This window comes from Labrys sp. Lb11, assembly GCF_057554225.1.
Map to the genome: position 1 here is coordinate 19,725 of NZ_BAAJOT010000009.1, position 14,579 is coordinate 34,303.

A 14,579-nucleotide genomic window follows, 5' to 3' on the forward strand; every position below is an offset into this window, starting at 1 on the left:
CCGCCGGGGCCGCTTGCCCTACGCCGCCTGCACCTCCCGGCCCGAGGCTTCGACGATGCCGGCGATGGCGTCGAGCATCGCCGTGTCGTCGCCGGCCATGCCGTCCATCATCGCCATGCGGCCGATGACGGTGGCGGCGATCTTCTCCTCCACCGTCGCCTCGGCATAGGCATAATAGATCACCGCCCGCTGGCCGTCGCGGTGGCAGCGGCCCTCGATCTGCGCCAGCTGGATGGCGCTGTGGCGCATGTCGTGCACCACCAGCGAGCGTTCGCGCTCGCCGCCCGGCAGCTCGCCGCGGTGCAGGGAGATCGATTCCGTCACCGTGAACAGCACGGCGTCGAGCTCGCCGGTCTGGAAGGCGAGGCGGATGCGCTCATTGGCGTCGCCCGCCTGCTCCCCGTTGATCTCGCCGACGCGCCAGCCCCTGCCGCGCAGGGCCTCGGCCAGCATGGCGCTGGTCTCGAGGAAGGCGACGGAGACGGCGACCTGCTGGCCGTTGGCGACGAGGTCGTCGACGAAATCGGCCGTGCCGGCGATGCGGATCAGGCTGGCCTTCTGCCGGAAGCGCAGATCCGCGGCCCAGCCGGCCGGACGGCGGGTGCTGCCGCCGGCGAGGCCGAGCTCGCGGCGGAACTCGCGCCAGGTCGCCTCGTAGAGGCGGCGGCCGGCGGCGTCGAGCGCGGTCGGCGCCAGCTCGCGCTGCACCTCCGGCCAGCCGGCGATCTCCTCGGGCCGGCGGCGCAGGCCGATGGCGCGCTCGCCCCTGTAGAGCAGGTCGGAGATCAGCCGGCGGTCGCGCTCGTTCGGCTCCCAGCTCCAGTTCTTCCAGCGCCCCCTGGCCTTGCCGATGCGCAGGCGCTTCATCAGGGCGCGGAAGCTGTCGAGGTCGCCGCCGAGGCCGCCCGTCGCCTCGGCCATGAGCTTGCCGAGATAGGAGAGCTCGTGCGGCGCCTGGCCCGCCGTGGCGCTGATGTAGACGGTGAAGGCGGCCGCCTCCGCCATCTGCCGGCAGACCAGACCCTGCTGCGAGGCGGGGTTGCGGATGCGGTGGCTCTCGTCGATCACCACGATCGGCCAGGTGCGCTTGGGCCGGCCGTGCCGGGCGAGCTCGTTGTTCTTCGCCCGCACCGAGCGCCTGGTGCTGACGGCGGGCGGCGCCATCAGCGACTTGGTCTTCTCGTAGTTGAGCAGGGTGACGCCGCGGGCGGCGCTGCCGGAGCGGGCGATGGTGCGGCGCCATTGCGGGATGGCGCCCTTCGGGCAGATGATCAGGATCTCGGCCTCGGGCATGGCGGCAACCGCCAGCCAGGCCGAGAGGGTCTTGCCGAGGCCGGTGAGGTCGCCGAGCAGAAAGCCCGGCCGTCCCTCGGCCCGCGCGTTGAGGATGGCGTCGCGCGCCGCCTCCTGGTGCGGACGCGGGACGAAGAGCGGGCCGTCGGGGCGGGCGGGGGCTGGCATCGGCGCAGGGCAGCACGAAGCGGTGATTCCGTTCAACCCGCGCGGCGACGAAGCGTTGACCAAGACGCGGCATGGGGCTCGCGCGGCGCGGCGCTCTCCATTATGACTGGGCGCCGGACCAGAGCCCGGCCGCAGGCCTGGCCGGCAGCATGCAGATCGAGAGCGCCCGATGGCGAACAACCGGCCGAGACGACCGCAGGACCCCTTCGCCGCGGCTGAAGCCGTGTTCGGCGCCCCGCCGCCGGCCGCTCCGGCGCCACGGCCGCAGGGGCAGGCCCTGCCGGCTGTCAAGGAGAGCGTGACGCTGAAGCTCGATAGCGACGTCCTCGCCTTCTTCCAGGAGGACGGCCCGGGCTGGCAGGACCGCATCAACGCGGCGCTGCGGGCGGCCGCGGGCCTCTGAGCCCGTCATCATCGCGAACGGCGCGGTCCCGCCGCAGGGCGGGTGCCGGCATCGATCATCGAGGGAGGTATCATGATAAGAATTGCGCGCGTGGCGGCGGCGGCGCTGCTGCTCACGGTCGGCGGCGCGATCGCCAAGGAGGCGGCCAAGCCGGTCACGGTGACGCAGTTGCTGGCCACCGCGACCACCGCCAGCGGCCAGCCCATCCGCCTGCCGCAAGGCGACGTCAAGCTGACGGTCTCCGAATACCAGATCGCGCCGGGCGCCAAGCTGCCGGTGCACCAGCACCCGTTCCCGCGCTACGCCTATGTGCTCCAGGGCACGCTGTCGGTGGTGCTGCCCGACACCGGCCAGAGCTTCACCTACCGCCAGGGCGACGTCATCGTCGAAGTGGTCGGGACCTGGCACTACGGCGCCAACGAAGGCGCCGAGCCGGTGCGCCTGATCGTGTTCGACCAGGTGCCGGGCGACCAGCCGGCGACGATCCTCAAGCAATAGCGCAGTCGCCGCGAACGCGTCAGCGCACGTCGGCCGCGCCGAGCTTGCCGGCCGCGACCAGTCCGCGGAAGAGGTCGAGCGTCTCGGCGACTCCCGCCTCGAGCGGCCATTGGCGGTAGGCGCCGATGGCGGCGGCGAGCGGCGTATCGTCGATCGCATCGGGGAAGGGGAAGCGCCCGCCGCGTCCGCCGATGCGGGCGGCGGGCTCGCGGGCCTGGATCATCGCCGTGACGGCCTCGATGGTCGAGGGCACGCCGTTGAGGTCGAACACGCCGGCGCCGGCCTGGTCCTGCGCCACGGCCTGGACGAAGGCGGCGGCCGCCTCGCGGACATAGAGGAACGGGAAGGGGCCGGTGAAGGGCATCTCATAGGCCGTGCCGGTCACGGCGGCGAGCATGGCGACGGTCGGCGCGGCGCTCATGCCCTGGTCGCGGCCGGGGCCGTAGACGACGCCGGGCCGGATGCCGACGCTCGGCACCTGCCAGTCCTGCCAGTAGACCGCGGCCATGGCCTCGCCGCAGGCCTTGTGGGCACCGTAGAGCGTGGCGAGCCAGGGGCTGTCCGCGCCCATGCCCTGCACCGCGATCGAGCTGGCATAGGCCAGGCGCCGGATGCCGGCATGGCGCGCCGTCTCCAGCACGTTGACGGTGCCGAGCACGTTGACCTTGGCGCCCGCCACCGGATCGGCCTTGCAGAACGGCACCTGCAGCGCCGCCAGGTGGATGACGGCATTGACGCCATGGCGCTCCGCGATCGCCTTCAGCCGGTCGCCGTCGGCGATGTCGCCGACCTCCCAGGCGACGGCGGCGAGGGCGTCCTCGTCCATCGCCAGGCCGGCCCGGCGCTTGTCGGGCGACAGGTCGAAGCCCACGACCCGGGCGCCCGCCTCGACAAGGTCCTTCATCACCCAGGCCGCGATGCAGCCGCCGGCCCCCGTCACCAGGACGACATCGTCTGCCATTGCGAATCCCTCGCCGCCTGCGCCAGCCGCGACCATATCGGCGCCGGCGCGTGCACGGAAGAGGAGGGCCGGCCATGCCCGGCAGGGCGATGGGCAGGATGATGCGCGTGAAGGCGCCCCAGACCGAGCCGCCGTCGACAGTTGCGAAGCGTCGTCGAGTTTCTCTCCTTTCCCGGCGTCGCGGCGTCGTCCCGGGCGGCTTTACCCTTTCATCCGGCCGAGGCGCCGCGGCTCCGGCATGGAATGAAGCAGTCCGCGCGGCGGACGTCGAGAGGGGCGATCGCAACCGCTGCCCGGCTCCTTGCGCCGCCCGGCGCAACGCCTATGTCTGGGGTCCCGATCGTCCAACGCCCCAGCCCGGAGTCGCGCCTGATGCCGTCCGACAATCCTCTCCTCGCGACCTGGGACACCCCGTTCGGTGCGCCGCCCTTCGCGGCGATTGCGCCGGAGCATTTTCCGCCGGCCTTCGAGGAAAGCCTGGCCGCGCACAAGCGGGAGATCGCCGCGATCGCCGGAAACCCGGAGCCGCCGACCTTCGCCAACACGATCGAGGCGCTGGAGCTGAGCGGCCGGGCGAGCCAGCAGGTCGGCGCGGTGTTCTTCAATCTCGCCGGCGCCCATACCAGCGACGCCCTGCAGGCGATCGAGCGCGACATCGCGCCGGTGCTGTCGCGGCACCGTACCGCGATCTTCCTCGACGAGGCGCTGTTCCGCCGCATCGACGACCTGTTCGCCCGGCGCGCGACGCTCGGCCTCGACCCCGAACAGGACCGGGTGCTGGAGCGCTACCACACGGCGTTCCTGCGCGCCGGCGCCGGCCGGCCGGCCGAGGCCAAGGCGCGGCTGGCTGAAATCGGCGAGCGGCTGGCGAGCCTCGGCACGCAGTTCGGCCAGAACGTCCTGGCCGACGAGAAGGACTGGACGCTGGTGCTGGAAGGCGAGGCGGATCTCGCCGGCCTGCCCGGGTTCCTGCGCGACGCCGCGGCCCGCGCCGCCGCCGACCGCGGGCTGGACGGCCGGCACGTGATCACCCTGTCGCGCTCGTCGATCGAGCCCTTCCTGCAGTTTTCCACCCGGCGCGACCTGCGCGAGACCGCTTTCCGGGCCTGGCTCGCCCGCGGCGAGGGCGGCAAGACCGACAACCGGGCGATCATCGCCGAGACGGTGGCGCTCAGGGCCGAGCGCGCGCGCCTGCTCGGCTATGAGAGCTTCGCCCATTTCCGGCTCGCCGATTCCATGGCGAGGACGCCGGGCGCGGCCATGGATCTGCTGCGCTCGGTCTGGGCTCCGGCCCGGGCCCGCGCCCTGGAGGAGCGGGCGGCGCTGCAGGCGCTGGTCGCCGGCGATGGCGACAAGTTCGACATCGCCGCATGGGACTGGCGCTTCTACGCCGAGCGCCGGCGCAAGGCCGAGTTCGACCTCGACGAGGGCGAGCTGAAGCCCTATCTGCAGCTCGACCGCATCATCGCCGCCGCCTTCGAGACGGCGCATCGCCTGTTCGGCCTCGGCTTCACCGAGCGCTTCGACGTGCCGACCTACCACCCGGACGTGCGGACCTTCGAGGTGACCGCCGCGGACGGGCGTTTCGTCGGCCTGTTCCTCGGCGACTATTTCGCCCGTCCCTCCAAGCGCAGCGGCGCCTGGATGAGCAGCTTCCGGCCGCAGGAGAAGCTCGCCGGCGAGATCCGGCCGGTCATCGTCAACGTCATGAACTTCGCCAAGGCCGCCGACGGCCAGCCGACGCTGTTGTCCTTCGACGATGCGCGCACCCTGTTCCACGAGTTCGGGCACGGGCTGCACGGCCTGCTCTCGGACGTCACCTATCCCATGATCTCCGGCACCAACGTGGTGCGCGACTTCGTCGAGTTCCCCTCGCAGCTCTACGAGCACTGGCTGGAGCGGCCCGAGATCCTGCGGGAATTCGCGGCGCATTACCGGACGGGCGAGCCGATGCCGGAGGCGCTGCAGCAGCGGCTGCTGGCGAGCCGGACCTTCAACCAGGGCTTCGCCACGGTCGAATACGTGTCCTCGGCCCTCGTCGACCTGGAGATGCACCTCCTCGACCAGCCGGACGGGCTCGATGCCGGCGCCTTCGAGGCCAGGGTGCTGGCCGAGATCGACATGCCTGCCGGCATGGTGATGCGCCACCGGCCGCCGCATTTCCAGCACGTCTTCGCCGGTGACGGCTATTCCTCGGCCTATTACAGCTATCTGTGGTCGGAGGTGCTGGACGCCGACGGCTTCGGCGCCTTCGAGGCGGCCGGCGACGTCTTCGACCCGGCGACGGCGGCGCGCCTGCGCGACTTCGTCTATGCCGCCGGCAACCGCCGGCCACCCGACGAGGCCTACCGCGCCTTCCGCGGCCGTGACCCGGATCCGGCGGCGCTGCTGAGGAAGCGGGGGCTCGCGGCCTAGCGACGGGCACGCCGGCCACCGTCACGCGGTCGGGGCGAGGAAGGAGCGGGATGGCCCGATGTCGGTCGGGGAGGCTCAGCGATAGAAGGCGCTGGGCGGCATGCCGAAATGGCGGCGGAACATGGCGGTGAAGGCGCTCTGGCTGGCATAGCCGCTGTCGAGCGCGACATCGATGATCCGCTCGCCGCGGGCGAGGCGCTCCAGCGCGTACAGCAGCCTTGCCTGCTGGCGCCACAGGCCGAAGCCGAGGCCGGTTTCCCGCGCGAACAGACGGTGGAGCGTCTTGGGCGTGATGCCCAGCCGCCCGGCCCATTGCTCGGCGGTGGTGACGTCGGCCGGACAGGCGGCCAGCGCGTCGCAGACGGCGCGAAGGCGCGCATCGGCCGGGGTCGGCAGATGCAGCGGCAGCACGTCGAGCTCGCGAAGCTCGTCGAGCAGCAGCAGCATGAGGCGCTCGTCGCGGCTACCCGGCTCATAGTCGGCCGGCACCGCCGTGGCCGCGACGATCAGCTCGCGCAGCAGCGGCGACACGGCGATGACGCAGCTCGCCCGCGGCAGGTGCGGCGCGGCGTCGGTGTCGACGAAGACGGTGCGGATCTTCACCTCGCCGCGCATCCCGACTTCGTGCTCCAGGCCGGCGACCAGCCAGACGGCCCGGTTCGGCGGCACCACCCAGGAGCCGGCGGCCGAGCGGACGATCATCACGCCCTCGATGGCGTGCAGGAGCTGGCCGCGCGGATGGGCGTGCCGCCCGGTGGAACTACCCGAGGGATAGTCGATCTCCATCGCCGCCACCGGCCGGGGCGTGGCGTGATATTGCAGGTGGCGGGTGGTCAACTCGTCCAGCATGTCCCGATCTCGCTAACTCCTGTCATTCTAGCGTGAGACGGACAGAGAGGCGATCGCCTATCACCCGGGGCCTTTCCACTTGCGAGGCCCCATGCTGAAACGCAACGCTGCCCTTCTCTACCCCTTCCTGGCCATCGTCCTGTGGGCCGGCAACGTCATCGTCTCGCGGCTTTCGGCCCATGCGATCGGCGCGCAGGCGATCACCTTCTATCGCCTGGTCCTCGCCGTCGGCCTGATGAGCCTGTTCGTGGCCGTGCCGGCCTGGCGCAACCGGGCCGTGCTTTGGCCGCTGATGGGCCAGTTCGTCATCCTGGGCTTTCTCGCCACCTGCCTGTTCCAGAGCCTGTCCTACCTGGCTGCCGAGACGACCACGGCGACGAACATGGCGGTGTTCACGGCGCTGACGCCGCTGCTGACCGTGGCGCTCAGCGCTGCCGTGCTTGGCGAACCGCCGACACTGGGCATGGTCGGCGGCGGCATGCTGTCCTTCGCGGGCCTGGTCTATCTCGTCAGCGGCGGCAGCCCGGCTGTCCTGCTGCGCGAGGGCGTGCATGCGGGCGATGCGCTGATGTTGCTGGCGGCCCTGGTCTACGCGCTCTACGGCGTCCTGCTGAAGCGCTGGCAATTGCCGGTCGGCGCCTGGCAATCGACCTATATGCAGGCCCTGTGCACGCTCGTGGTCATGCTCCCGGCTTTCATGGCGACGCCGTCGCCATCGCGCCGGCTCGACGCCGAGACGCTGCCTCTGATCGCCTATGCCGGCATCATGGCGTCGGTCGTGCTGCCGTTCCTGTGGATCCGCGGCGTCGAGCGTCTCGGTCCCAGCCGCTGCGCCGCCTTCATCAACCTCCTGCCGGTCCTGACGGCCGCGATCGCGATTTCGATGTTGGGCGAGCCGGTGAAGCCGTTCCACGTCATCGGCGGCGGCCTGGCGCTCGCCGGCGTCGCCCTGGCGCAGCTCGTCAAGCGGCCGCTGGCGCGCCGGCCGGCCGTGCCGGCCGAATGAGGGGACGTGATCATGACCGTCGCCACGGCCATCGCGCTCCGGCCTCGCCGCTGGCGACCGGGAGCGTCGGGCGCCGGCGTGGGCGATGCAGCGCGGCTCTCTCGTCCGGCCGGACAGCCCGGCAGTTCTCGCAGGCGCGCGTCCGGGGCGGCGGGGCAGGGGGGGCCAAGCCTGGGCGGCGCGGCCACAGCTTTGCCCCGATCCGTTGCGAAGGTGGCGACAGGGCGATGCTTGACCCGCCGCGGTCGCCATGGACGTCTGCCCCGAGGCCAAATTCTCGATCGACCGGGCTTGACGTCGATGTGACCGACCTGTAACAATCCGCCTGTTACCGACTGGTAACATTCCGTTTGGAGACTTGGGGATGTGCGGTGCCGCGTCGCCACTGGCCCGGGGCGCGAAGGGTGACTCATGGAAGGCGCCCGGAAGGGCGAGCGGCCGAGGAAGGAGACAGCAGCATGACACGGCATCGTGAACCGACGATCGAAGAACTCCTGACCGATCCGCTGACCGTCTCGCTGATGGAGGCGGACGGCGTCGATGCCGTCGAACTGCGCGGCATGCTGCAACTGGTCGCGCGGCGTCTGGCGCGCCGCTCGAGCGAGCCCGGGCTCGCCGCCGCCAAGCCGGCGCCGCAGGGCGAGAAGGCCCTCCTTCGCGATTGCATCTATTTTGCCGCGGCCCTGCGGGCGGCCAAAAGCAGCCATCTCGCCTCCTAGGCGTCCGATTCGACCGAAGCCGGGACTTGGCGGCCGTGTGCGGCAGCACTGCTTCCGGCCTCGCACGTCAAGCTCCTACGGCGGGAACAAATCGGGATTCGCTCGCGTTGAGGTCGCTGCAACGTCCAAGAGCGGGGGGATGAGCAGCCGATGTCACGATACTATTTCCACCTGCGCCAGCACGGCGGCTTGACTCTCGACGCCGAAGGCTACGAGGCCCGCGATGCGGCGGAAGCCTGGAACGAAGGAGTGGAGGCAGCTCGCTCGCTGTTGACCGATGCGGCCGCAGCCGGGGTCGATCTCGACAGGAACGCCTTCGAGTGCACCGACGAGGAGGGGGACTTGGTGTTCACCCTGCCGCTCGGCATGCTGCGGCACTGATCCCCGCCGACCCCCTATCCAGCGACTTTCCGCGACGGCGTCGGAGTACCGCCGCACCAGACGCTCAGGCTTTCGCCGCGGCGCCCGGTGCCTGTGCGTCTCCTGCAGACTCCTTCTGGTTGACCTTCCGCACGCTGCGCAGCACGCGGCGGTAGATCTGCGAGACGACCTGCACCGGGTCGCGCCCGGGCGTGAGTTCGCTCCTGGCGAACACGGCGGCGGTCAGGGTGGCGGCGACCTGTCGTTCATCCATGATCCGGCCTTCCATGGCGGCATCCCACATCCGGAAAATATGCACGGTCATGGTGACGGATGAATGAATTTCCGTTTCTCCGGAGCAGATGGTGCGACGAGGGGCCTCACCCGGGGGCGGTCGGCGGCGGACCGCGACGTTAGGCCCAGGCCGGCCTCAACCAAGGGGGCACCCAGAGTCGTCTCATGCAAAAGCCGGCCCTAACGGGCCGGCTTCCCTGCAACGACGCCGAGCGCTTCGCTCGCCTCAGTTGCAGACTTCCACGCGGCGCCAGCGCCAATAATAGCCGTCGAAGACGCGCTCGCGGCGCCAATAGCAGGCCGGCTCCGCATAATAGGGCTCGGCGTAGTAGGGCCCGCCGTAACCGTAATAGCCGGGAGCCGCCAGGGCGGAGCCCAGGATCGCGCCGCCGACGATGCCGGCCGCGGCAGCGCCGCCCCAGCCGTAGCCGCCGCGATAGCCCCAGCCTCCATAGCCCCAGCCGCCATGGCGCCAGCCGCCGCCATTCCAGCCGTAGCGCATGCGATAGCCGTTGTTCCAGCCGCCGCCATGCCAGCCGCGGCCGCCCCAGCCGCCACCGCCCCAGCCGCCGGGGCGTCGAATTTCGTATCCGGACCTTGCCTCGGCCGGGACGGTGGTGGTTACCACGGCGCTACCGATGGCAAGGCTCGCAATCAAGACCGATGCAAGTTTGCCGAACATCTCAAGCCTCCATCCTGGCTCGACACACACTGCGAGTGTGCAGCCTGACGAAGGCGAATATATGGAAACGGCGCTGAATGACCGATGCATCGGCCGTTCATCCGCCGTTCATCTTTGCGGGTCGGCCCTCGCGACAGCCGATTGCAAAGGGCGAACCTTGCGGTATCCGCTTACGCCGGCTCGAGGAAGCTGTCGACCACCCGCTTGCGGCCCGCCTTGTCGAAGTCCACCGTCAGCTTGTTGCCGTCCACCTCGGCGACATCGCCATTGCCGAACTTGAGGTGGAACACCCGGTCGCCGACCTTGAAGCTCGAGGCGACGCCGGTCGACTTCGCCACCAGCTCGCCCTCGATCGTCAGGGACTCGCGGCGTGGACCCGCGGTCGCCTTGAAGCCGGCGGCCATGTTGGCCTGGGCCCGCTGCCAGCCCGGCGTCGCATAGCTGGAGCCGGCGAAAGGCTGGGCCCGGTCGAAGCGGCTCATGCCCAGGCCGCTCGATCCATAGGCCGGCGCCGCCTGCACCACATCGACGTGCTTTTCCGGCAGCTCGTCGACGAAGCGGGAGGGGATGGTCGACTGCCACAGGCCGTGGATGCGGCGGTTGGAGGCGAACCAGACCTTGGCGCGCCGGCGTGCCCGGGTCAGGCCGACATAGGCAAGCCGCCGTTCCTCCTCCAGCCCGGCGCGGCCGTTCTCGTCGAGCGAGCGCGGATGCGGGAACAGGGCCTCCTCCCAGCCGGGCAGGAACACGGTCTCGAATTCCAGCCCCTTGGCGGCATGGAGGGTCATGATCGAGACCTTCTGCTCGCTGTCGCCCTCGGCGGTGTCCATCACCAGGGAGATGTGCTCGAGGAAGCCGGCCATGTTCTCGAAGCCCTCCATCGAGCGGACGAGCTCCTTGAGGTTCTCGAGGCGGCCGGCGGCCTCGGCGGAACGATCCTTCTGCCACATCTCGGTGTAGCCGCTCTCTTCCAGGATCAGCTCCGCCAGTTCCTGGTGCGGCATGGCGTCGACCTGGCCGGCCCAGCGCGCGAAGGCCGCCATCAGGCCCTGCAGGGTGTGGCGCGGCTTGGGCTTGAGCTCCTCGGTCTCCGACAGCACGCGGGCGGCCTGCATCAGCGGCACGCCGTTCCGGCGGCCGTAATCGTGCAGCAGCTGGACGGTGGCGTCGCCGAGGCCGCGCTTGGGCACGTTGACGATGCGCTCGAAGGCGAGGTCGTCGGCCGGCTGCAGCGTGGCGCGGAAATAGGCCAGGGCGTCGCGGATCTCGGCGCGCTCGTAGAAGCGCGGGCCGCCGATGACGCGGTAGGGCAGGCCGAGCGTGACGAAGCGGTCCTCGAACTCGCGCATCTGGAAGGAGGCGCGCACCAGGATGGCGATCTCGTCGAGCGGCTGGCCCTGGCGCTGAAGCGCCTCGATCTCGTCGCCGATCGCCCGTGCCTCCTCGCCCGAATCCCAGGCGCCGGAGACGGTGACGCGTTCGCCGGCCTCGTCGTCGGTGAACAGGGTCTTGCCCAGCCGTCCCTCATTGTGGGCGATGAGATGGGCGGCGGCGCCGAGGATATGGCCGGTGGAGCGGTAGTTGCGCTCGAGGCGGATCACGGCCGCGCCGGGAAAATCCTTCTCGAAGCGCAGGATGTTGTCGACCTCGGCGCCGCGCCAGCCATAGATCGACTGGTCGTCGTCGCCGACGCAGCACAGGTTCGGCTTCTCGCCGGGCGGCGTCTGCGCCAGCAGGCGCAGCCACAGATATTGCGCCGTGTTGGTGTCCTGGTACTCGTCCACCAGCATGAAGCGGAAGCGCCGGTGATACTCGGCCAGCACGCCGGGATGCTCGCGGAACAGCCGGATGGCCTCCAGCAGGAGATCGCCGAAATCCACGGCGTTCAGTGTCTTCAACCGTTCCTGATAGGCGGCGTAGAGCGTCCCGCCGCGCCCGCCCGCGAAGGCGGCGGCCTCGCCGGCCGGCACCTGCGGCGGCGTCAGGCCGCGATTCTTCCAGCCGTCGATCCATTGCGCCAGCTGCCGGGCCGGCCAGCGCTTCTCGTCGATGTCCGCGGCCTCGATCACCTGCTTCATCAGCCGGACCTGGTCGTCGGTGTCGAGGATGGTGAAGTTCGACTTGAGGCCGGCAAGCTCGGCGTGGCGCCGCAGGATCTTGACGCCGATGGCGTGGAATGTGCCGAGCCAGGGCATGCCCTCGACGCTCTGGCCGATCAGCATGCCGATGCGCTGGCGCATCTCGCGCGCCGCCTTGTTGGTGAAGGTGACGGCCAGGATCTGGTGCGGCGAGGCGCGGCCGGTGGCCAGGATATGGGCGATGCGGGTGGTCAGCACGCGTGTCTTGCCGGTGCCGGCGCCGGCCAGCACCAGCACGGGGCCGTCCAGCGTCTCGACGGCGGCGCGCTGCTCCGGGTTCAGGCCGGCGAGATAGGGCGTCGGCGCCGCCAGCGCCCGCGCGCGCGCGGCGATGCCGCCGGGCGCGGGCTGAGGGGGGGAGGTCGGGTCGTGAGCGTCGGACACGCGCGGCTGTCTTGCTGATTCCATTCGGCGGACCATGGAACAGATAGGGTCCGGCGTCGAGATTGCCAGCGCCGCAGCCCGCGCCGGCGGGATTGATGCGCCGCAGATTCATGTTGATATGCGCGGCCGGGCTGCCGGCGGGAAGAGGGAGCATTGGACGCCATGAACGGAGCCGATCAACTGTGCGATGCGCTGCTGGCCCAGGGGGTCGATGTCTGCTTCGCCAATCCAGGCACCTCCGAGATGCATTTCGTCGCCGCCCTCGACCGCAAGCCTGAGATGCGCTGCATCCTCGGCGTCGCCGAGGGGGTGGTCACGGGCGCCGCCGACGGCTATGGCCGCATGGCCGGGCGGCCGGCGGCGACGCTGCTGCACACCGGCCCGGGCCTCGCCAACGGCCTGGCCAACCTGCACAACGCCCGGCGCGCCCGCACGCCGATGATCAACGTCGTGGGCGACCATGCCGGCTACCACCTGCCGTTCGATGCGCCGCTGACCAGCGACATCGAGAGCTTCGCCAGGCCGGTCTCGCATTGGGTGCGCCGGATCGCCGGGCCGGACGATGTCGGGCCGGCGGCCCGCGCCGCCCATGCCGCGGCGGTGACGCTGCCGGGCATCGCCACGCTGATCCTGCCGGCCGACGCCGCCTGGAGCGCGGCGGTGGCGGGCGGCGCCGTGCCGGCGTCGCCGCCCGCGCCGACGGCCGCGGCGGCCGAGACGATCCGCCGTGTCGCGGCGGCGATCCGCGCCGCGCCGGGCCGGGCCGGGCTACTGCTCGGCGGCACGTCCGGGCAGGGCGAAGCGCTGGCGCTGGCCGGACGGATCGCCGACCGGCACGGGGTGAAGCTGCATGGCGAGGTGCTGGTCTCCCGGCTGGAGCGCGGGCGAGGCCGTCCGGCGGTGATGCGCACGCCCTATCCCATCGACATGGCCCTGGCCGCCCTGCGCGACCTCGACGTGCTGGTCCTCGTGCAGGCGCCGGCCCCGGTCGCCTTCTTCGCCTATCCCGGCAAGCCGAGCGGGCTGGTGCCCGAGGGCTGCGAGGTGATCACCCTGGCTGCTCCCGGCGAGGACGCCGCCGGCGCCCTGGCGGCGCTGGCCGAGGCGCTCGGGCCCGGGGCCGGGCTGCCGGCCGCGCCGACGCCGCTCCCGCACGAGCAGGGGATGCCGCAGGGCGACCTCACCGAGGATGCGGTCGCCGTCATCGTCGCGCAGAAGCTGCCGGAGCAGGCCATCGTCTGCGACGAGGCACTGACCTCGGCCCGGCGCTTCTTCGCCCTGTCGCAGGCGGCCCCGCCGCACGACTATCTCATGAACACCGGCGGAGCGATCGGCATCGGCATTCCGCTCGCCACCGGCGCGGCCGTCGCCTGTCCGGGGCGCAAGGTCGTGGCGCTGCAGGCCGACGGCAGCGGGCTCTACACCGTGCAGGGCCTGTGGACCCAGGCGCGAGAGGCCCTCGACGTGGTGACGATCGTATTCGCCAACCGGGCCTACGCCATCCTGCACGGCGAGATGCGGGCGGTGGGCGTCAGCCATTTCGGCCGCAACGCCGAGCGCATGCTCAATCTGGACAATCCGGCGACGGACTGGGTCGCGCTGGCGCGGGGCTTCGGCGTCGAAGCGGCGCGGGCGACGACCTGCGCGGCCTTCGCCGACCTTATGGACCACGCGTTGCGGCAGCGCGGGCCGTTCTTGATCGAAGCCGTCATCTGAGCCCGAAGCCCGGCGGACGCGGCCCGCCGGGCGAGGAACCCTCAGAGGCCGAGCTCGGAACGGGTGGGCACGCGCCCGTTCGGCGTCAGCTTGTCGATCAGGCCCGGCAGCACCTGGGAAAGGCCGTTGAGCAGGTCCTGTTCGCTGATGCCGGCCTGCCTGGCGAGGTCGCTGATGGTGTTCTGGCCCAGGGCCTGGCCGAGCTGGCCGGGCTGGACCGGGTGGTTCTGGCCGGTGCCGACCCACGAATTGGCCGCGTCGCCGAGGCCACCCTGCTGCAGCTTGCCGAGCAGGCCGCCGAGTCCCCCGAGCAGGCCGCCATCGTCGTCGCCGGAGGCCGGCGCCTGGGGCGGGGCGGGGGCGGGAGCCTGCGGCGCGGTCTGCTGGGGTGCGCCGGCGTCGTCCGAGGAACCGCGGCCGCTCAGCATCTTGCCGAGGATCAGGGCGCCGGCGGCGATGATCAGCGGCTTGGCGATATTGCCGTCAGGCACGGCGTTCTTGAGTGCGTCGTCGAAAAGTCCCACGGGGTCCTCCTTCGCTAGCGTGACGGCAGTGCCGTCTGCCTCTCACATTGGAACCGGGATCGGGACGCGGCAAGTCTTCCCCGATCGTCGACCGGCGAATATTCGCGCTTGCCTATGTCGAAACAATGCCACAACGATGAACACCCCCGCTCTCGGCGGGAGAATACCG

Annotated in this window: 14 protein-coding genes; 7 read left to right on the forward strand and 7 right to left on the reverse strand. The window is 71.1% G+C overall.

Annotation, left to right across the window (positions count from 1 at the left end):
* Positions 1-18: 18 nt before the first annotated feature.
* Positions 19-1,461: a DEAD/DEAH box helicase family protein gene (locus tag AC27L4_RS28930; protein WP_487146083.1), complete on the reverse strand. Its 1,443-nt coding sequence runs from the start codon at positions 1,459-1,461 to the stop codon at positions 19-21.
* Positions 1,462-1,630: 169 nt separating this feature from the next.
* Here AC27L4_RS28930 and AC27L4_RS28935 point away from each other — a divergent pair, with 169 nt between their 5' ends.
* Together AC27L4_RS28935 and AC27L4_RS28940 are read left to right on the forward strand one after the other, a co-directional pair.
* On the forward strand, positions 1,631-1,864 hold the full coding sequence (locus tag AC27L4_RS28935; RefSeq protein ID WP_487146084.1) for a BrnA antitoxin family protein: 234 nt from the start codon (positions 1,631-1,633) through the stop codon (positions 1,862-1,864).
* A gap of 72 nt (positions 1,865-1,936) precedes the next feature.
* Entirely contained in the window at positions 1,937-2,362 is a 426-nt protein-coding gene (locus tag AC27L4_RS28940) for a cupin domain-containing protein (protein WP_487146085.1), read from the forward strand.
* Between the two features lie 19 nt (positions 2,363-2,381).
* Here the strand turns inward: AC27L4_RS28940 and AC27L4_RS28945 are convergent, their stop codons facing one another.
* Entirely contained in the window at positions 2,382-3,323 is a 942-nt protein-coding gene (locus AC27L4_RS28945; protein ID WP_487146086.1) for an NAD-dependent epimerase/dehydratase family protein, read from the reverse strand.
* A 372-nt stretch (positions 3,324-3,695) separates the two neighbouring features.
* Here AC27L4_RS28945 and AC27L4_RS28950 point away from each other — a divergent pair, with 372 nt between their 5' ends.
* Positions 3,696-5,738 carry a M3 family metallopeptidase gene (locus tag AC27L4_RS28950; protein WP_487146087.1) on the forward strand — a complete coding sequence of 681 codons (2,043 nt, stop codon included), beginning with the start codon at positions 3,696-3,698 and terminating at the stop codon, positions 5,736-5,738.
* A 75-nt stretch (positions 5,739-5,813) separates the two neighbouring features.
* Here AC27L4_RS28950 and AC27L4_RS28955 read toward each other — a convergent pair whose 3' ends face one another.
* On the reverse strand, positions 5,814-6,587 hold the full coding sequence (locus tag AC27L4_RS28955) for an AraC family transcriptional regulator (RefSeq protein WP_487146088.1): 774 nt from the start codon (positions 6,585-6,587) through the stop codon (positions 5,814-5,816).
* A 91-nt stretch (positions 6,588-6,678) separates the two neighbouring features.
* Here AC27L4_RS28955 and AC27L4_RS28960 point away from each other — a divergent pair, with 91 nt between their 5' ends.
* From AC27L4_RS28960 to AC27L4_RS28970, 3 genes are all read left to right on the forward strand, one after another.
* Entirely contained in the window at positions 6,679-7,593 is a 915-nt protein-coding gene (locus AC27L4_RS28960) for a DMT family transporter (protein ID WP_487146089.1), read from the forward strand.
* 458 nt (positions 7,594-8,051) lie between these two features.
* A complete protein-coding gene (locus AC27L4_RS28965; protein ID WP_487146090.1) occupies positions 8,052-8,312 on the forward strand; it encodes a hypothetical protein in 261 nt (86 codons plus the stop codon).
* Positions 8,313-8,462: 150 nt separating this feature from the next.
* Positions 8,463-8,693, forward strand: a complete 231-nt coding sequence (locus tag AC27L4_RS28970; RefSeq protein WP_487146091.1) for a DUF6894 family protein — start codon at positions 8,463-8,465, stop codon at positions 8,691-8,693.
* Positions 8,694-8,757: 64 nt separating this feature from the next.
* Here the strand turns inward: AC27L4_RS28970 and AC27L4_RS28975 are convergent, their stop codons facing one another.
* From AC27L4_RS28975 to AC27L4_RS28985, 3 genes are all read right to left on the reverse strand, one after another.
* Positions 8,758-8,997, reverse strand: a complete 240-nt coding sequence (locus AC27L4_RS28975) for a hypothetical protein (RefSeq protein WP_487146092.1) — start codon at positions 8,995-8,997, stop codon at positions 8,758-8,760.
* A 195-nt stretch (positions 8,998-9,192) separates the two neighbouring features.
* Positions 9,193-9,648: a hypothetical protein gene (locus AC27L4_RS28980; RefSeq protein WP_487146093.1), complete on the reverse strand. Its 456-nt coding sequence runs from the start codon at positions 9,646-9,648 to the stop codon at positions 9,193-9,195.
* A gap of 170 nt (positions 9,649-9,818) precedes the next feature.
* A complete protein-coding gene (locus AC27L4_RS28985; protein ID WP_487146094.1) occupies positions 9,819-12,194 on the reverse strand; it encodes an ATP-dependent helicase in 2,376 nt (791 codons plus the stop codon).
* Between the two features lie 138 nt (positions 12,195-12,332).
* On the opposite strand from AC27L4_RS28985, the gene AC27L4_RS28990 reads away from it, so the two are divergent.
* The gene (locus AC27L4_RS28990) at positions 12,333-13,886 is read left to right on the forward strand and encodes an acetolactate synthase large subunit (RefSeq protein ID WP_487146095.1); all 1,554 of its coding nucleotides are present in this window, start codon (positions 12,333-12,335) and stop codon (positions 13,884-13,886) included.
* 41 nt (positions 13,887-13,927) lie between these two features.
* On the opposite strand, the gene AC27L4_RS28995 is transcribed toward AC27L4_RS28990, so the two are convergent.
* Positions 13,928-14,410 carry a YidB family protein gene (locus AC27L4_RS28995; protein WP_487146096.1) on the reverse strand — a complete coding sequence of 161 codons (483 nt, stop codon included), beginning with the start codon at positions 14,408-14,410 and terminating at the stop codon, positions 13,928-13,930.
* Between the last annotated feature and the right edge of the window lie 169 nt (positions 14,411-14,579).